This is a genomic window from Bacteroides sp. 224, assembly GCF_010500995.1.
GTDB lineage: Bacteria > Bacteroidota > Bacteroidia > Bacteroidales > Bacteroidaceae > Bacteroides.
Genome location: NZ_QVMK01000047.1, coordinates 1 through 17422, shown reverse-complemented (window position 1 = coordinate 17422; position 17422 = coordinate 1). Strand labels below are relative to the sequence as shown.

General features: G+C 35.3%; 18 protein-coding genes and 1 tRNA gene. 13 read left to right on the top strand and 6 right to left on the bottom strand.

Features of this window, described 5'->3' with window-relative positions; genetic code table 11:
* Nucleotides 1-33 precede the first annotated feature (33 nt).
* Nucleotides 34-1494: an aminoacyl-histidine dipeptidase gene (locus tag D0T60_RS16795; protein ID WP_163219330.1), complete on the bottom strand. Its 1461-nt coding sequence runs from the start codon at nucleotides 1492-1494 to the stop codon at nucleotides 34-36.
* 92 nt (nucleotides 1495-1586) lie between these two features.
* On the opposite strand from D0T60_RS16795, the gene D0T60_RS16790 reads away from it, so the two are divergent.
* The gene (locus D0T60_RS16790) at nucleotides 1587-1820 is read left to right on the top strand and encodes a hypothetical protein (RefSeq protein WP_163219328.1); all 234 of its coding nucleotides are present in this window, start codon (nucleotides 1587-1589) and stop codon (nucleotides 1818-1820) included.
* Nucleotides 1821-1844: 24 nt separating this feature from the next.
* On the top strand, nucleotides 1845-2453 hold the full coding sequence (locus D0T60_RS16785; RefSeq protein ID WP_163219326.1) for an OmpH family outer membrane protein: 609 nt from the start codon (nucleotides 1845-1847) through the stop codon (nucleotides 2451-2453).
* A 72-nt stretch (nucleotides 2454-2525) separates the two neighbouring features.
* Here the strand turns inward: D0T60_RS16785 and ruvC are convergent, their stop codons facing one another.
* Complete coding sequence (gene ruvC, locus D0T60_RS16780; protein WP_163219323.1) at nucleotides 2526-3092, bottom strand: crossover junction endodeoxyribonuclease RuvC; 567 nt, start codon at nucleotides 3090-3092, stop codon at nucleotides 2526-2528.
* On the bottom strand, nucleotides 3089-3391 hold the full coding sequence (locus D0T60_RS16775) for a DUF4286 family protein (protein ID WP_163219321.1): 303 nt from the start codon (nucleotides 3389-3391) through the stop codon (nucleotides 3089-3091). Before D0T60_RS16775 ends, ruvC begins: the two co-directional genes overlap by 4 nt.
* 85 nt (nucleotides 3392-3476) lie before the next feature.
* On the opposite strand from D0T60_RS16775, the gene D0T60_RS16770 reads away from it, so the two are divergent.
* The 9 genes from D0T60_RS16770 to D0T60_RS16730 all read left to right on the top strand — a co-directional run bounded on the left by D0T60_RS16770 (nucleotide 3477) and on the right by D0T60_RS16730 (nucleotide 10650).
* Nucleotides 3477-3550: transfer RNA gene (locus tag D0T60_RS16770), tRNA-Ala, on the top strand.
* A gap of 164 nt (nucleotides 3551-3714) precedes the next feature.
* Nucleotides 3715-4989, top strand: a complete 1275-nt coding sequence (locus D0T60_RS16765; protein WP_163219319.1) for a site-specific integrase — start codon at nucleotides 3715-3717, stop codon at nucleotides 4987-4989.
* A 21-nt stretch (nucleotides 4990-5010) separates the two neighbouring features.
* Nucleotides 5011-5739, top strand: coding sequence for a hypothetical protein (locus D0T60_RS16760; RefSeq protein WP_163219317.1), 729 nt, complete (start codon nucleotides 5011-5013; stop codon nucleotides 5737-5739).
* A gap of 152 nt (nucleotides 5740-5891) precedes the next feature.
* Nucleotides 5892-6194: a DUF3853 family protein gene (locus tag D0T60_RS16755; protein ID WP_163219315.1), complete on the top strand. Its 303-nt coding sequence runs from the start codon at nucleotides 5892-5894 to the stop codon at nucleotides 6192-6194.
* Between the two features lie 104 nt (nucleotides 6195-6298).
* On the top strand, nucleotides 6299-7504 hold the full coding sequence (locus D0T60_RS16750) for a primase-helicase family protein (protein ID WP_163219313.1): 1206 nt from the start codon (nucleotides 6299-6301) through the stop codon (nucleotides 7502-7504).
* 198 nt (nucleotides 7505-7702) lie between these two features.
* On the top strand, nucleotides 7703-8602 hold the full coding sequence (locus D0T60_RS16745; RefSeq protein WP_163219311.1) for a CHC2 zinc finger domain-containing protein: 900 nt from the start codon (nucleotides 7703-7705) through the stop codon (nucleotides 8600-8602).
* 91 nt (nucleotides 8603-8693) lie between these two features.
* Nucleotides 8694-9044 (top strand): plasmid mobilization protein, encoded by a 351-nt coding sequence (locus D0T60_RS16740; RefSeq protein ID WP_163219309.1) that lies wholly within the window; start codon nucleotides 8694-8696, stop codon nucleotides 9042-9044.
* Nucleotides 9034-9936 carry a relaxase/mobilization nuclease domain-containing protein gene (locus D0T60_RS16735; RefSeq protein WP_163219307.1) on the top strand — a complete coding sequence of 301 codons (903 nt, stop codon included), beginning with the start codon at nucleotides 9034-9036 and terminating at the stop codon, nucleotides 9934-9936. The genes D0T60_RS16740 and D0T60_RS16735 overlap by 11 nt, the downstream gene beginning before the upstream one ends.
* Nucleotides 9937-9948: 12 nt before the next feature.
* Complete coding sequence (locus D0T60_RS16730; protein WP_163219305.1) at nucleotides 9949-10650, top strand: hypothetical protein; 702 nt, start codon at nucleotides 9949-9951, stop codon at nucleotides 10648-10650.
* A gap of 29 nt (nucleotides 10651-10679) precedes the next feature.
* Here the strand turns inward: D0T60_RS16730 and D0T60_RS16725 are convergent, their stop codons facing one another.
* Nucleotides 10680-11810 carry an ISAs1 family transposase gene (locus D0T60_RS16725; RefSeq protein ID WP_163219303.1) on the bottom strand — a complete coding sequence of 377 codons (1131 nt, stop codon included), beginning with the start codon at nucleotides 11808-11810 and terminating at the stop codon, nucleotides 10680-10682.
* A gap of 407 nt (nucleotides 11811-12217) precedes the next feature.
* On the opposite strand from D0T60_RS16725, the gene D0T60_RS16720 reads away from it, so the two are divergent.
* Nucleotides 12218-13141, top strand: coding sequence for an Abi family protein (locus D0T60_RS16720; RefSeq protein WP_163219301.1), 924 nt, complete (start codon nucleotides 12218-12220; stop codon nucleotides 13139-13141).
* 84 nt (nucleotides 13142-13225) lie between these two features.
* On the opposite strand, the gene D0T60_RS16715 is transcribed toward D0T60_RS16720, so the two are convergent.
* The gene (locus D0T60_RS16715) at nucleotides 13226-13789 is read right to left on the bottom strand and encodes a hypothetical protein (protein ID WP_163219300.1); all 564 of its coding nucleotides are present in this window, start codon (nucleotides 13787-13789) and stop codon (nucleotides 13226-13228) included.
* A 12-nt stretch (nucleotides 13790-13801) separates the two neighbouring features.
* A complete protein-coding gene (locus tag D0T60_RS16710) occupies nucleotides 13802-14191 on the bottom strand; it encodes a hypothetical protein (RefSeq protein ID WP_163219298.1) in 390 nt (129 codons plus the stop codon).
* 470 nt (nucleotides 14192-14661) lie between these two features.
* On the opposite strand from D0T60_RS16710, the gene D0T60_RS16705 reads away from it, so the two are divergent.
* Nucleotides 14662-16791, top strand: a complete 2130-nt coding sequence (locus tag D0T60_RS16705; RefSeq protein ID WP_163219297.1) for a hypothetical protein — start codon at nucleotides 14662-14664, stop codon at nucleotides 16789-16791.
* Nucleotides 16792-17422: the final 631 nt, after the last annotated feature.

Here is a 17422-nt window from a genome sequence, read left to right as displayed (position 1 = left end):
AAGGGGGCATAAAGCCTGCCCCCTCTACATCTATTATTTCTTCACCGGAATATTGGCTAATATATCCAGTAAATGCTTCCAGAACTTATCTACAGTTGAAATTTCCATTCTTTCGTCCGGAGAATGAACATCTCTTAAAGTCGGACCAAAAGAAATCATATCTAAGTGTGGGTATTTATCAAGAAAAAGTCCACATTCCAATCCGGCATGTATAGCTTTCACTTTGGGGTCTGTTCCAAACAGTTTCTTATAAGAAGAAATAGCCACTTTCAGAATTTCCGAGTTTGGATTTGGTTTCCATCCCGGATATCCATGACTATAAGATACTTTAGCCCCACCCAAATCCAATGCAGCACGCACTGTATTAGCCATATCATCACGAGCAGATAAAATGGAACTACGTTGACTGGTTTCTATCTTAATAGTATTATCTTCTTTCATCTTTATAGAAGCCAAATTTGTAGACGTTTCTACCAAATCGGGCATATCATGGCTCATAGCATATATTCCATGATGCAACGCATACAGAGTTTTGAATAGTTTGCCGGAGGTTTCCTGGTCAATTGCATTAGGACGTGCAGTTTCCGATTCTAATGTTAGTTGCATATCGGGCTCTACTACACTTAGTTCATTTTCCATATCTGCCGTAAAAATATTCAAATCTACCCGAATAGACTCCTTGGCATCAAAAGGAACGGCACAAACCGCATAAGCTTCGCGAGGAATAGCATTGTGCAGGTTACCTCCGTTTATCTCACAAAGGTATAAATCATATTTCTTTGCAGTCTGGCTCAAAAAGCGATTTAATATTTTATTGGCATTACCACGACCCAAATGTATATCACCTCCGGAATGTCCTCCTTTCAAACCGCTTACGCCTACGCGAAAGAAGAAGTAACCGGCAGGTACAGGAACCTCTTTATATTTGAATTCCCCTACAGAATCTACCCCGCCGGCACAACCAATAAACATCTCTCCTTCATCTTCCGAATCAAGGTTAAGAAGGATATCTCCATTCATAAAACCTTCTTTCAGCGCAAAGGCGCCTGTCAATCCTGTTTCTTCATCAACGGTAAACAAGCACTCCAAAGGACCATGTTCAATGTCGTCAGCAGCTAATAATGCTAATTGAGTAGCCACTCCAATACCATTATCAGCCCCTAATGTAGTTCCATTGGCTTTCATCCAATCGCCTTCAATAATGATTTCGATAGGATCATTCATAAAATCGTGTTCCACATCACTGTTCTTTTCGCAAACCATATCGACATGAGATTGAAGAATAACAGTTTTCAGATTTTCTTTTCCCGGAGTAGCCGGTTTCTTTATGAGTATATTCCCTATTTCATCTACCTTTGTTTCTAACTTATGCTTCTGGCCAAACTCCTTTAAATAAGCAATTATTTTCTCTTCCTTCTTTGAAGGGCGCGGCACTTTAGATATTTCCTCGAAGTAATGAAACACACTTTGAGGCTTTAATTCAGTCTTTTCCATAAATCTTTGTCTCTTTTATGATGTTAAAGTAAAATAAAAAAAGGACTTAGTCCTTACAAAACTCTATATTTGCATCCACAAATTTAAAGGAAATGGTTGATACAATACTGATAACTTTGTTAATTGTTGCAATTAGTCTTATCTTACTGGCTGTAAAAATAGTATTTGTAAAAGGAGGAAAGTTCCCAAATACCCACGTGAGCGGCAATAAAGCCATGAGACAGCGAGGTATTGGTTGTGTACAATCGCAAGACAGAGAAGCACAACAAAAACGTCGTCTTTCTTTTAAAGATATGGAAAACGCATTAAATGAAACCTTGAATTAATTAAAAAACTATATTTTAAAGCTTATGAAGAGAAGAAACTACCTCGTGAATGGACTTGCTGCCATTGCTGTTATTTTTATGTTTGCTCAATGTGATGGCAAAGCAGAAAACACGACTGCTGCCGAAGCCCCCAAAGGCTCGTCTGCAAGACTTGCCGACATGAAAATAGCATTTGTTGAAATAGACACTCTGCTGACTCAATACAACTTCTGGAACGATTTGACAGAACAGATGATGAAGAAAGAGGAGAATGTACGTGGTACACTTAACCAAAAAATGCGCGAATTGGAAAAAGATGCTCAAGAATTTGAACGTAAAATCCAAAACAACGCATTTGTAAGTCGTGAACGTGCTGAACAAGAACATGGTCGGATCACAAAAAAACAAAACGATTTGCAAGCATTGCAAAACCGTTTAACCAAAGAACTTGCTGACGAAAACCAAAAGAACAGCTTAATTTTCCGCGATTCAATCAACTCATTCCTGAAAATCTATAATGAAGACAAAGGATATAGCATGATTTTTAGTAAAACAGGTTTTGACAACCTTCTTTATGCTGATGAGGCATATAACATTACTAAAGAAATTGTAGATGGTTTGAATGCGAGATACAATGCAGCATCTAACAAGTAATAAAATGATATGAGATAGAAAAGGCGAATCATTGCGATTCGCCTTTTTCATTATCTATTGATTGATTATTTTCTACTTCACTCGATTTGGATTCTTAGAAATAAAATCCTTCCAACTATTATAGCCTTTCTCAGTAGTTGGTCTGCCCATTTGCAGAAAATGACAATATGCAGCAGCCAATCCGTCGGTAGCATCCATAAACACTGGCATCTCTTCTTTAGATATACGAAGCATGCGTTGTAACATATCTGCCACCTGTTCTTTAGACGCTTGTCCATTGCCGGTTATTGCCATTTTTATTTTTAAAGGAGCATATTCAGTAATGGGAATATCTCTACTTAATGCGGCAGCCATAGCCACACCTTGGGCCCGCCCCAATTTAAGCATAGATTGTACATTTTTGCCGAAAAAAGGTGCTTCAATGGCTAATTCATCCGGCAAATAGCTTTCGATAATCCCGGTAACACGTTCAAATATTCTACGCAACTTTAAGTAATGATTGCCATATTTACGCAGATCAATAATCCCCATAGCAACCATCTCGGGCTTAGTTCCCGTTATTTTTATCACCCCATACCCCATAATGGTAGTACCCGGGTCGATACCTAAGATTATTTTCTCTTTTACAGGTTGAATCACTCTATTACCTCCATCAATGTAGGAAAACCAACCACATCATTTCCAAATATCTTTGTTAGCTCCTCATTGAACTTCACTCCATATTCAGAATGCCAACGGTGTAGTAAGGTAGAATTCTCTACTTCCCATTGCAAAGAATAGTTTGTTCCTTCGTGCTGATGACTTAACACCTTGCATAATCGGGGAGACTTCAAAACCCCTCCTTTCTCTATTTCAGGCATAAAACTCTCTTTCAACCAAATCAAAAAATTATCATGCACTTTATCTTCCACATGATAAGTAGTGTTGTATATAAGCATTTTTAGAACTTTTATAGTGAATATTTCTACAAATATAGCAATTATTCAAGATTTATACATTATATTTGCAACGTCAAAAAAAGAAGGGGGATTAGCTCATCTGGCTAGAGCGTTAGACTGGCAGTCTAAAGGTGATCGGTTCGAGTCCGATATTCTCCACTTAAGTGGTTTTAGAAGAACCAAAAGAAACAGCAAAGACCTGAGAATCAGACGAATTCTGAAATCTCAGGTCTTTTTTGTGTTGTTTTGGTTTGTTTGATATTGCAGAAAATGTATCATATCTTTGTAAATATGATAAACGAAAAACTCAAAATGTATCAAACATGAAAATCAAACGAACCGTATCCACCTTTATTCAAAAACAGTATTCAGGAACAGAAGAATACAGCATCCGAACTTCTGTGCGATGGAAAAGAGAAAATTCAGGAACCTATGAATTTGTGGCATTTAACGTTGGTCACGCCATTCTTCCTAAGCAATGGAACACAGATACCGCAAGGGTAAAAAAGAACTGCGTTAATCAAAAGATGATCTCTGCTGTCGAAATAAACAAGGCAATTCAAAACTTGGAGGATATCATCGATGCCACATTTAAGAAATATGAAGTAAACGAGCATATTCCGGATAAGACAGAGTTCAGAAATGATGTAAACCTTGCATTGGGCAAAAAAGCAGGAAAGAACTCTGAACTAAAACTGGTTCAAGATGCTTTTGGAATGTATATTCTTGATTTAGCTAATCGCAAAACTTTAGCTGAAGCTACTTTTATGAAATTGAGAACCATTAAGAATATCCTAAAAGACTTCGATCCTGAGCTCAAATTATCAGATATTACAGCAGACAAACTTGATATATATGTTGATTATCTCATTCATGAGCGAGATATGCGGAATACCACTATTAAGAAAAACCTAAGCTTCATTCGAGGTTTCCTTCACTATTGTGATGATAGGAATTTGATCAAGACCGATTGGAAAACTCATATCGTTGAATTAAGGATAATCAGAGGTAAGAATATTATTTTTCTGGATTTAGATGAATTTGAGCGAGTTTATAACTTCCAATTCCCTGAAAACAAGAAATACTTAGATAAAACTCGTGATATATTCTGTTTTCAATGCCTAACCTCACTAAGATATTCAGATGTAAAAAAATTGATGAAAATAGATATTGCAGAAAACCATATTAACCCCATCGTCACAAAGAAAACAGGTGCCTATATCAATATTCCTCTTAACAAAAAGGCAAAAGAAATATTAAAAAAATACGCTCATATCGAAAGTGACTATGCCCTTCCTGTACCAAGTAATCAGAAAATGAACGACTATCTCAAAGAGATTTGCTATCTAGTCGGAATCTCCGAACTGATTACACTCCATTATTACAAAGGGAAAGAACTCGTAACAGAAATCGTTCCAAAATATGAGGAAATTGCTACACATACGGCGCGAAGGTCTTTCATTTGCATTGCATTAGCCAATGGCATATCCCCAGAGGTTATTATGCGTATAACAGGACATAGTGATTATAAAGCAATGCTTCCCTATATTGATGTGACAAGTGAGAGAAAGGTTGAAGCGGTTAGTGTATTCGATTAATTGATAATATTCAGAATTTATATGGAAGCAAAAATAATCTATGCCATTTTAATTTTTCTAATGGCGTCATTACATCTTCGGCTTATAAGCAAATATGCATATATCTTTATAGGGTATATGTTCAATCAGGAGAACAAGTCATATGACAAACACATAGAAAAACCAAGGTTGTTGTTTCATATTATAGCATTTCTTTTTATGATGCTGGCATTTATCCCTTTTAAGAGCAATCACATCATAGATCTCTGCAATTGGATTGATATTATAAAATTATGTTCATCTTTCTTATTTTTCAGTATTGGCACTTTCTTCTTGATATTTAGCTGGTCAAATAAATTCAAGGACAGTTTTATCCCCAAAGCCATGTCGCTTCTTGAGCCGGAAAAACCACTTTCAGTAAAAACCAATATAGGCACAGGGGCTATAATCGAAAAATGCATAGCAAACAAACATATAGGTGAAAGTTCAAAGTCTGACCTTGAGTTATTTTTAACCGGAAAGTCTGTGAAAAATAAAATTGTATGGATTGATAAGGTTGGAAAAAGTCAAATGACAAATTACAGATCGCTATTTGCTTTTTTAGACGAGGTCATTGAGGGAGGTTTTGTTGCACCCAAATATAGGAGAAGAAAACATTATGAATGTTTACTTAACAACTTCTCGGTGGAAAATGGAGAATATGAAAAGAATATCAAATCAAGATATTCTGAATGGTATAAAGGCCTGGCTCAAACTCTTAACAAACTTTAAATGATTCGCCTATGTTTTTTTAATGACATATACAACCTAAACCATACCGAATAATACTTTTAGCATAGTAATTCGCCTTTCGCCAATAGGAAGAATGGTTTTATTCGTATTCTTTTGCGGTTCGATACTTTTTAATTCAAATAGAAAAGAATATGAGCTACGAAGAATTATTTCAAAAAAGAGCCATCGACCTGACAGCAGGAGAATTGGCTAAAGTCCTCGCTTTTGAGTTAGAAGAAAAGCGAAAAGTAGAGAACGAATCCCCTAGTTATACTTGTAAAGGAATAAGGGGTATAATGGACATTTTTCAATGTTCAAAGTCTAAAGCTATGGGCATACGCGCTAGCGGTATCATAGATGATGCCTGTATTCAAAATGGCAATTCATTCTTGGTGGATAGAAACATAGCATTGCAACTGATGCGAGATAAAGCAAAAAGAACTTTTCAACCATAAAGAGAGAAGCATAGAACTCTGACCTTCTATGCTTCTCTCTTTTTATAAATAAATGCAAGTTTAACAACTTCTTTGCTTTTGACAAAGATACAAATATTTTGTATATGAAAAACATTCCATATATGCGAGTTGCAACATCTTACTACAAACGAGTTATGGCACCAACTATAGCCGGAGATAAAGTAGAAATTTTAGTGCCATGGAACATTGACACCATAAAACAAGACGAAGGAAGGGACTATCTTAGTCAGATCCCTAAATACGATGGATTTACATGTGTGCCTAATCATACTAATTATCAAGAAGTTTATGAAAATTTCATCAACACATATTACAGGCTAAGCCATACTCCTGCTAAAGGATCATTAGATACAACGATAACTTTCTTAAATCATATTTTTGGTGAGCAGATAGAATTAGGATTGGATTATTTGCAAATTCTCTATCTAAAGCCACTTCAAATTTTACCCATATTGTGTTTAGTCTCACGTGAACGATCTACCGGGAAATCCACATTCTTAAAATGGTTAAGGCTTGTTTTTGAGGGCAACATGACCTACCTAACAAACGATAATTTCTCTAGTCAGTTCAATGCTGACTGGACAAACAGGTTACTTATATGCATTGACGAAGTGCTTTTCAATAAAGAGGAGTTAACAGAGCGTATAAAATATCTGAGTACAACTAATATAAATAAAATGGAAGCCAAAGGTCGGGATAAAATCGAGGTCGAATTCTTTGGCAAGTTCATTTTATGTAGCAATAATGAAGAAAATTTCATCCGCATTGACGACGATGAAATCCGATTTTGGATAAGAAAAGTGACCAAATTTGAAAGTGAAGATACGGAAATACTAACAAAATTATTTCTGGAAATTCCTGCTTTTCTGCACTTTCTTCAACAACGCCCACTATATGTTTCAAAGCCATTATCCCGAATGTGGTTCAGCTTTGATCAAATTAGGACTAAAGCTCTGGAGCGATTATTTCTACAAAAAAGGAGTAAGATCGAGACTCCTATCATCGAGGCACTTTATGATCTGTTCCAAGAAATAGATGATAGCGAAATTAGAATTTGTCCCAAAGATATTGAAGAATTATTTGCTCGGGAAAAGAGAAAAATTTCGAAAACAGATATCATGCGAACTCTTAAAAATTGGTGGGCGCTTAAGCCGGAAGACAATACTAAATCCTATAAAACTTACTACTTGACAAGTGGAGAATATTATCCAGCAGATAGAAGAGGACGTTATTATACTATAAATAGGAATTTTATTTCTGAAAAATTTGATGCTTTGATGCAAGAGTAGTATACCTTTCTGGAAATAAGATAGATAGCTCTGCATCAAACCCTGCATCAATTTTAAAAAGGTATGATTTTGATGCAAAACTGATGCAAAGGAAAAAATAAATTTGATGCTTTGATGCAGTATTGATACAGATATAACATGCTGTTTATCAATCAAATAAGCAGCGTTTGCATCAAAGCATCAATAAAAACTGGTTTTATGAACTGTAGACAAATAAACAATATTCCATTTGGAAAAGTGTTGGCTATGCAGGGTTATAGTCCAATAAAGGAAACCGGAAAAGAACTGTGGTACTTATCCCCATTTAGAGAAGAACGAACACCGTCTTTCAAGGTAAATATCGGATCCAACACATTCTTTGATTTTGGAGAAGGAATTGGTGGTACAATAATAGATTTCTGGTGTAGATACCAACGTTGTGATGTAAAAACAGCGATTTGCCAACTATCAAGCTCTTTTTCTTTTCCAAAGCAAGAGAGTTTTGCGAAAGAGAGATCCAAGAAGGGGAATACTAAAACTCACAGTATAATTCAGATTAAGGAAACGAGACCTATTGAGCATCCTGTTTTAATTAATTATTTGAGATCCAGAGGGTTTGATTCAAGAGTCTATTCCTTTCTTAATGAAGTCCACTTTGAAATAAAAGGGAGAGCTAACTATGCTTTAGGCTTTAAGAACGACAAAGGCGGCTTCGAACTACGAAACAGCCTGTTCAAAGGTTGTTCTAGTAAAGCCTTATCGACCTTCATCCGAGAAAATTCTAAAACTCTATGTTTATTCGAATCATTCACAGACTTTCTGTCGTTTGTATGTGATACTGAATACGGCAAATACAACCCAGAATACAACGAGAATAGTTTCATAGTCCTAAACTCATTAGCATTAGTAAACTTAGCTAAACCATATTTTAAGAGTTTTGAAGTTGTAAAACTTTATCTTGATAACGACCATGCAGGAAAATCTATTACAACCGAGTTAGTGAATGATTTTTCAAATAGTATAGATTGTTCCGTCAGCTTTGCGGGATATAAAGATTACAATGAATATTTCTGCAATAAATCAGAACAAGAGAGAAATGTGCGTGTTGGCAGGTTTTGAATCTAATTCTATTATTTTTTATACTGGCAAGCTATGTTTCGCGTACGCGAAACTCAACAATCCCGATGGTCTCATACATAAAATATAAAGAATGGAAACAAGAAACATTGGCAGACCTTCCAAGAAGGCTCACGAAAAAAGAAAGTATCAAGTCAACGTAAGACTTATGACAACTGAGTACTACGCCTTAAAGGGTAAAGCGAAAGAAGCATCCCTGCCACAGACCGATTACATTAGAGAATGTATATTGAATAGTAATGTACTTCAACGCATGAATCCAGAGATGAGTGATTTGGTTAGAAAGTTGAGCGGAATGGCAAACAATCTAAATCAAATTGCCAAAAAGGCTAATCAGGCTGGGTATTGTGAAATTCGTTCGGAGTATTTGTATCTAGCAGATAGTATTGATAATTTAATCAGTAAGATAAAAGATGATAGGTAAAATAGTATTAGGGAGTAGTTTTAGCAGAGTTGTCAATTATTTACTCGACGAAAAGAAAAATGCAAAAATAATTGACAGCAATGGCGTTCGATTAAAAAATGCAGATAGTATCGTTGATAGTTTTCTAATGCAACAAGAGATGCTTCCAAATATCAAAAGCCCTGTTTATCACATCTCTCTCAATTTCTCAGCAAAGGACAAATCTCATTTATCGGATGACATTATGGCAAGTATAGCCAAGGAATATATAGAGAAGATGAATATAAAGAATACTCAATACATAATCGTTCGTCATTTTGACAAAGAACATCCACATATTCATCTATGTATCAATCGCATCAATAATGAAGGAAAACTAATCTCAAACAGGAATGATAGGTATAGATGCAAAAAAATATGTGAAGCACTAACAAGCAAGCATCAACTTTATATTGCAAAGGGCAAAGAAAAAATTAAGATAGATCGACTTAGAGAACCAGATAGAACGAAATATCAAATATATAATGAGCTTAAAGAAGCCATGACGAAATCAAGCAACTGGTCCGATCTCCAATCGGAACTTGCCCGAAAAGACATTGAACTTTCCTTTAAGTACAAAGGAAAAACAAATGAGATACAGGGAGTTGTTTTTAGTAAGAACGGCTACTCTTTTAACGGGTCTAAGATTGATCGAAGTTTTAGTTACTCCAAAATCAATCAAATCTTGACCGGAGAGGATAAAATCTCACATTCAGCAGATAGAGATTCTGACTTCATAGAGCGATCAACAAGCAAGTCCTCTCCCATGCAAACCATTATAGATGCCCCCTTAGGTATTCTGGGAGCAATGGGAGCTTCTGCCGGGAGCTCGGACAATGAAGATCGGAAACGAAAAAGGAATCGTAGTTATTAAAAATCATACAGTATGGCCAAAAATGACATAGCAGTTATAAGTGAAATGTTTGAAGAGTTCAAACAAACCTTAAATAACATTTCTTCTAAAGTGGATGCGATGCATAATAAGGATAAAACGAATCAACCGAATCCGGAATATATGCGTCTTATCGAAAGGAGCAGAGAAATCAAAATGGGAGTTGATGAGCTATTTCCGTTTATTAGAAATGAGGTTAAGGAATGTCAAGGAGAAGTAGAAAAACGAATTAAGGAACAAACAGCAAAAGTTACCGGCAATCAAAAGGTCATTGCGGAAACTCTACGAAAACCTGTTGGGGTGAAGGGCGTATTTATAATTAGTTTCAAATCAATCAAAACGCTGATTTTCCTATTTTCGATAACCGCACTATCACTATGCTCCATTTATACGAATGTGTCTCAATACATGGAAAAACGTCTTTTGCAAGATAGCGATTTGAAGTACAGGTATATTAAACTTCAAAATGGTATTTCAGAAAAAGAACTTCTTGAACTTGAAGATCTTTTCAATGATCGTGAAAATAAAGACCTAATAAGAGAGTTAAGAGACAAAATAGAGGACAAGGAGAAAAAAACAACGAGTAGTGTTACTCCGAAAACACGGCTTTTTCATTTAAGCTTTGATTTAGGCGTACAATACCCCTACCCATACCGGTGCGGCATGAGCGCTAATTCTATTGTTGGTAATCAATAATTTACGAATATATCAAATCTGAATTATTCTCATTTTTGAGCCAAAAAATGCAACACATTAGTGAAACTCGCTGATAGCTCCCTCATTATCTGAGCCGTCCCCTTTCTCTTATCTGATATTTTTTTCCTTCTGTTCTTCCAAACGGCAATCAGTGCCAACACCATCCTTTGAATTGTGTCCAGGTTCCTGGCCGCCCGTTCAGCCTTACGCTTTATGCTGTCCTGCCGGAGATTGCGGTCAAGATCCCAGTGCATGCTTTCAATAGCCCAATGCTGTTTGGTTATCCGACTAAGCCGTTCGGCACTGCTATCCAGGCTTGAAATGTACAGCCGCTGTTCAGATGTACTCTTGCCATCAGACTTTTTCTGCGTAGATGTGAGTATTTCTATAACTGTCAAATTACCATTCCATTTTTCCCTGTCAACAATAAGTTCTTCCCCACGGTATATACGGCATATCCTTGACTCAATCCTGCCGTGTTCCAAGTATGGACCTTCCTTGTAGACATCAGTGGGGGTGGCGGTCTTTATGGAATCTTCAAGCCCATAGCGCAGAGATCTTTGATTCGCCTTGAGTTCGATCACGAAGTCTGCTCCTTTATCTCTGATCTTGTCTATTATTACCTTTTGGAATGACATGGCATCTGCCGTGACTACACATCCTGACACCTCTACTTTGTCCAATAGCCGGGGAACGGATTTGATTTCGTTACTTTTCTCCTTGCAAATATCAGTAGCCAAAGTAAAACCCAAACGGAGTGAATATGCGGATACGATATCAGGGTTACGTCCGTTATCGTACAAGGTACCTCGCATAGCCTTTCCATCAATACAAATGATATCAGTTTCCCAAACGGATATTTCCTTGCGGAAAACCTCTGCAAAAGCAGACATTCGATCAGCCATCTTTTCATCGTCTATGTTTTGAAACACACGGCAAAGCGTAGCTTCTGAGGGTAACCCAGACGGGAATAGCCCTTTTGCCCGCAGGCGTTTCAAGTGACGTTTGCCAAATTGAAGTATTTCAGCTCTGGTAATACACTTACTGAGCCTGCCCAAGATTACAAGCATGAGGATATCTTCAAGTTTGTGTTTGAAGTTTCCCCTGCTTGTTCTGCGGTATTCGGGAACTGAGGACACAAAATTTCTCAAATGAGTCATGATGCTGCCACGAAGACAGTCAAGGTGTTTCTTCTTTAGAAGTATTACGTGTAAATAGTTGTGTATCAGGGAAATAAATCGTATTTTTGCTATCGTAAAACAAAGGCGGAAGACAAATTAACATTGAATTCCGCCTGTAAAAAAATGTTAAAAAATGAACGATAAGAAGAAACACCTAAGGCGGTGCTTCGGCATCGCTGCGCACGAATATAAGGATTTTTATTACAACAACAAGGAATGAGCAATATTTCGTAAATGAAAAAGCCGTGCTCCGAAAAACTAAACCCCACATATAAATTTGCAAAAACAAAAATTATGTTGTACATTTGTACCCAATATGACCTCCCACGCTTCCCGTCAGAACAGCGCACCCGGGGAGGTCTTCGAGTTTTTATATCATTCCTATCATGAAATACATCAAGCAACCTCTTTCCATTCAACTACAAATAGACAAACTAAAATCCAGAGGATTGATCTTTGATGATGAAAAGATTGCAGTTGACTATCTGTCGAATATCAGCTATTATCGTTTAAGAGCATACACCTATCCATTCCAAGACAACACAGATGAAGATAATGATCACCACTTCATTCGAAACGATATACATTTCAAAGACATTATTGACCTGTATTGCTTCGACCGCAGGTTAAGGTCATTAATATTCAATGCTATTGAAAAAATTGAAGTTGCTATCCGCACAAAAATCGTGTACGAATACGCAATAGCAACACAGGATAGTCATTGGTTTATGAATGAAGATTTATATAGAGATAATTACGAAAATATAATTGAAGACATGGGAGGTGAGGTAGATCGTAGCAATGAAGACTTCATCAAACACTATGATCAAAAATACAATGATCCTGACTTTCCTCCTGCATGGATGACTTTAGAGGTTCTTTCCTTTGGTACACTTAGCCGAATGTTTTCTTTTCTGGATAGCAAATCAGATCCAAACAAGAAAATTGCAAAAGAATTCGGCTTACCCAATTCTTTTATTTTGGAAAATTGGATGCATTCACTGTCTGTCTTAAGAAATTGCTGTGCTCATCATAGCCGGATATGGAACAGACGTTTTCCCGTCGGATTAAAATTGCCCTACAATACATCCTACCCCTTTATCGGACGAGAAACAATAAAGACCATCCACAACAATAAGCTGTTTGCTTCATTGTCTTGCATAAAATATATTCTTGACATAATCAGCCCTCAGAGCGATTTCAAGAAAAATCTTATTAGCATTATTCAAGATGGTGGTAATTTATTAAAAATCAAAGATATGGGATTCCCTGAAAACTGGGCATATCTTGATGTGTGGAAAGAAAAATAAACAAACCATGTTTAATTCTCGCTCGCCGGGACGGGTGCTCCCGCCCCTTGCCGTTTGGCGATCCCCGAGCGATGAATATTTGTATTATTCCCCTCTTATGAATTCATAGATATTTTTCTCATCAGGCGAAAAGATGAAAGTAGCATCCAACTCTTGTCGGGTTGTTAGCTTAGGGTTCTGAAAAGATAATTTGCATTTTACGCTTTTACTGATCAATTCATTTTTATCTCTTCCGGCATAGCGATCCAAATAATCCGGTCGCCAAGATTTGACTTCCTCTAAAGTTGATTTTGCGTTATCAAGCTTTTCTGTTAATTCAGCCAGAAGCATTTTATAAACAAGATCACTTTTTTTCTTTTCGTGTTTATCGACTGATTGTTGCCAATGGTCAACACTCTTTTGAGCAGACTCCAGTTTCTTCTCATATTCTTCCTGATACTGTTTTTCAAGAATAGCGATACTGTCGGAAACCAGAATATCAGAGACTGCCATTTCTAAGAATTTGATTTGTAAATCTGTTCTAATCCCTGTCTGATCATTCGTTTCCAGATAGTCAATTATCGTTTTTTGACAACTTGAATTTTGAGAGCTACACCCAGAAGTAGTAAATACCAAAAGGACAAATAGATAAAATGAGATTCTTTTCATTTGTGATTTTATTTAGATTGTTTGTAATTGACTTGATAACTGTATGATCTCTTTTGCCAATGCGATTTTCTCTTTATCGTAATTTGCAAAGTCGAATAGTTTGATTTCTTCTTTTTGTACATCAATCGCATATTCTCTGATGAGAGATTCTAATTGTAGAAAGATTTGAAAGTTGTAGAATTGCTCCTTTAGTTGTTCTACTCCAATTTCTAAAGTCAGATCCGATTTTTCCTTTCGGGCTAAATGCATAATCATAAATAGCTGATAAGGATAATCTATGGCTTTGTCGCCTTTTACAGACCAAAGATCCAATAAATAATCCGGGATCGAATCTAATACAGCATTTGGGTTTTGCTGAACATAATCGAATGTTTCTTGATAGGAAGGGTTGTCAAATTTCATTTTTCTGCTGGTTTATTCATTCACAAGTACCAACAAAAAAATGGTACGGAACCCACCTATAACGCAACAGAGGTACTGGCATACCCGACGGACGAAATAAGCAAGCCCGTACCAAAGCGATACGAGCATTGCACATCTCATCTTGTCCGTCTTTGAAAAGTGCCAGTTTTCTGTCTGCAAGATGCGTTGTGAACGCTAAATTAATATGTCTTTGCGGAATATCCGCTTATTTTCTAAAGGCAAAGATAGTCAAAATCTCATTACTCATAGAGAAATGGTATGATTAAAACCGCAAAAAGATGATTTGGTATAGTACTTTAAATATTTTGAGCATAAAACATACCGTTTAACAAATGTTTGTTACCTTTGCAAATTGTTTTTTAAGGTCTTGGTGTCAAGATAAAGAAATAATATTTTCTGATCGCGCACATGTGATAGATCCAAGTATCACCAATTAAGAATCATATATAATGGAATATAAAAAAGAATTTTTGAAATTTGCCGAATCATTGAAATTAAATCAGAAAGCTGAGTTGTTAGATGACGAAGGTAATAACTTGATAAATGACATTTACACTGATCTATTTCCCGAGAATGCAGTTAATGACAAAATAAATCTACCAAACACAACAGTGATTATAGGGAGAAAAGGCACGGGTAAATCAACTATATTTCAAAAGTCCATCAATGATCAAATCTCTAATAATAAAGTTTTCCCACTCTATTTAGATGTTAAAACCATATATGACAGGGCAACTCCAACGCTACAATATGAAGACAAAACATATGTTTCCAAAAACGAGCTAACAAAATTTTTATTATACAAAAATTTTCTAAAAGAAGTTATTTTGGAAATAAAGAGAAGAATAGAAAAGCATTTATCTTTCAATTGGTTTGAAATTGCGTTTGGTATTAACACCGAGAATTTAATGTCCATTCAAGAAAAATTAGATGCAATTGAAGAAAATTTGAATAATTCTTTTGAACAAATTGACATTAATCTTTTTACTCGTATTGGCTCCGAATTAGAAGCCACAAACGAATCACAAACAAGCATTTCCGCAAACATATCTCAAAATCCAGGGCTCTCTCTTACCTCTAAAAATGGCAGAAGCCAGAAAATAAAAGAAGAATTCAATTCTGTTTTTATTAATTATATAAATATCAAACAATTACTAATAGACAACTTCTTGTCAATTAAAGAGATTCTTGAAATTAAGAATATTTACATATTTCTTGATGATTTTTCCGAAATTGACTATGACGCTCAGGTTCTTTTTATAGACTATCTAATCGCTCCTTTAAACAATCTTTCTGAAAATTTTGTAAAATTTAAAATAGCAACATATAGAGGAAGGCTTTATTTGGGTAAAATAGACCGCTCAAAAATCGATTTTATTCATTTAGACTTCTTTGAAGCTTATAATATATATAAATCTATTTCAAAAATGGAAGAACTGGCTGTTGATTATAATAAACGGCTAATCCATATGCGTTCTAAATTCTTTTTCAAGAATAGCTCATTTTATGATTATTTCGATATAAAGAAAGAAGACTTACATGACTTGCTTTTTGAAATTTCCATGAACATCCCAAGAAAACTTGGATATTTGTTATCTTACTGCTACGAATCAAGCTTGATACATAATCAAAAAATAACTAAAGCCATTCTAGGCAATGCCTCGCAAAGATATTATGAAGAAGTTACGGAAAGCTATTTTGAAGCAAATCCATATATAATAAGACCATTTTCTGATAAAGTAAACATAGCCAACCAATTAAGTCTATTGGAAAAAATAGTTAATAAACAAAAATTCAACAAACAGAATATAGCAAAATCAAAAGCGAAATTGTTTAATGTACTAGATCAGCCAACTAGCCACTTTGTTGTTAATGAGGATTTTTCTTCATTATTAAATAATTTGGAACTGAATGGTTTTATAAGCACTTATAACAAATTAAAAGATAAGAGTAATATTTCTTCAACTCTTTTTGCACTAGACTACGGACTTTGCAGAAAATACAATCTTAACTATGGGCGCCCAAAAGATGCAGATCACAGAAAATACTATAGTGATTCTAGATTTAGCCTTAATCATATTATTCGAGAACACTTCAATTCCACTCAAGTATTAGTCTGTTCTAATGGACATGAGTTTAGCTTTGAGTTAATCAAACAATTTGAACTTTATGAAATGAATTGCCCAACTTGTCTAAAAGAAGGTACAATCAACAAATGCAAAGTTGCAGTTTCCAGCAAAGAACTTGTTGATAAAATAAAAGAAATAGAAAGAACCTCCTTACTGTTAGTTGATTTTGATGAATTCCGTATTTTATATGTTTTAAGTCAATTTTCTCCAGTTTCATTACCTGTAAAAAAATTGGGAGAATTAAATGATATGTCAAGCCAATTTATTGCAAAAAGAGTCCCTAAACTGATTGAACTAGGGTTTATTGAAATCGATGAAGAGAAATCACTAGTTCTTCGTAAAGACCACTACTTAATAACTGCAAAAGCGAAAGAAAATGTTATTGATTTCATTGTAAATCAAGCTGAAGAGATTAATATAATAGAAGAAGAAGATACTGATTTAGAATAATAATATTTAGCAACTAATGAACTTTCCATGTATTATAATAATAGGTTTCGATTTTCCCTTGAATGTATTATGTTAAAAATACAAAAAAATAAGATTATTCTAAATTGATACATTATTTGATACATAAATTTATAAATAACTATAAATCAACATGCAATATAGTCCGATATTCTCCACCCAAGCGCACTCAAAAGGTGCGCTTTTCTTTTATACATGCTCCAAAGCATGCAAAAAAAGATTTGCTTCCCTATATACTTTTACTATTTCAACCTATATGCCTTTACCCTCTCAACCTATACACTCTGGCACTTTGTAGGCATATATCCATGAAACACAAAGGTATATACCTAAGCAGTCTGTAAGTGTACACCTTTACAACCCAAAGGTGTACACTTAAGCGACCTTTAGGTATATGCCTTTACAACTATTAAGTATACACTTAAATAATTCTTATAATATTCGTACTAAAATTATAGATGTAACATTATAGACATATAATATAATACACTCATAGATCTTCGCTTTTTATGAATGGCGAAAACGGAGCATTCCCACCCACTTCAATCGGTTCAATGCACCCACTTTTTGGGTTGAAAAAGGCTTAAAAAGGGCTTAAAAAACGGAGTATATC

What these genes read in the sequence shown, in the direction of transcription:
- D0T60_RS16740 (WP_163219309.1), top strand. Translation starts at nt 8,694, where the DNA reads ATGGAAACAAGAAACATTGGCAGACCTTCCAAGAAGGCTCACGAAAAA.
- D0T60_RS16795 (WP_163219330.1), bottom strand. Translation starts at nt 1,494, where the DNA reads ATGGAAAAGACTGAATTAAAGCCTCAAAGTGTGTTTCATTACTTCGAG.
- D0T60_RS16755 (WP_163219315.1), top strand. Translation starts at nt 5,892, where the DNA reads ATGAGCTACGAAGAATTATTTCAAAAAAGAGCCATCGACCTGACAGCA.
- D0T60_RS16745 (WP_163219311.1), top strand. Translation starts at nt 7,703, where the DNA reads ATGAACTGTAGACAAATAAACAATATTCCATTTGGAAAAGTGTTGGCT.
- D0T60_RS16730 (WP_163219305.1), top strand. Translation starts at nt 9,949, where the DNA reads ATGGCCAAAAATGACATAGCAGTTATAAGTGAAATGTTTGAAGAGTTC.
- D0T60_RS16705 (WP_163219297.1), top strand. Translation starts at nt 14,662, where the DNA reads ATGGAATATAAAAAAGAATTTTTGAAATTTGCCGAATCATTGAAATTA.
- D0T60_RS16765 (WP_163219319.1), top strand. Translation starts at nt 3,715, where the DNA reads ATGAAAATCAAACGAACCGTATCCACCTTTATTCAAAAACAGTATTCA.
- D0T60_RS16720 (WP_163219301.1), top strand. Translation starts at nt 12,218, where the DNA reads ATGAAATACATCAAGCAACCTCTTTCCATTCAACTACAAATAGACAAA.
- D0T60_RS16725 (WP_163219303.1), bottom strand. Translation starts at nt 11,810, where the DNA reads ATGACTCATTTGAGAAATTTTGTGTCCTCAGTTCCCGAATACCGCAGA.
- D0T60_RS16760 (WP_163219317.1), top strand. Translation starts at nt 5,011, where the DNA reads ATGGAAGCAAAAATAATCTATGCCATTTTAATTTTTCTAATGGCGTCA.
- D0T60_RS16750 (WP_163219313.1), top strand. Translation starts at nt 6,299, where the DNA reads ATGAAAAACATTCCATATATGCGAGTTGCAACATCTTACTACAAACGA.
- D0T60_RS16735 (WP_163219307.1), top strand. Translation starts at nt 9,034, where the DNA reads ATGATAGGTAAAATAGTATTAGGGAGTAGTTTTAGCAGAGTTGTCAAT.
- D0T60_RS16785 (WP_163219326.1), top strand. Translation starts at nt 1,845, where the DNA reads ATGAAGAGAAGAAACTACCTCGTGAATGGACTTGCTGCCATTGCTGTT.
- D0T60_RS16790 (WP_163219328.1), top strand. Translation starts at nt 1,587, where the DNA reads ATGGTTGATACAATACTGATAACTTTGTTAATTGTTGCAATTAGTCTT.
- D0T60_RS16715 (WP_163219300.1), bottom strand. Translation starts at nt 13,789, where the DNA reads ATGAAAAGAATCTCATTTTATCTATTTGTCCTTTTGGTATTTACTACT.
- D0T60_RS16710 (WP_163219298.1), bottom strand. Translation starts at nt 14,191, where the DNA reads ATGAAATTTGACAACCCTTCCTATCAAGAAACATTCGATTATGTTCAG.
- D0T60_RS16775 (WP_163219321.1), bottom strand. Translation starts at nt 3,391, where the DNA reads ATGCTTATATACAACACTACTTATCATGTGGAAGATAAAGTGCATGAT.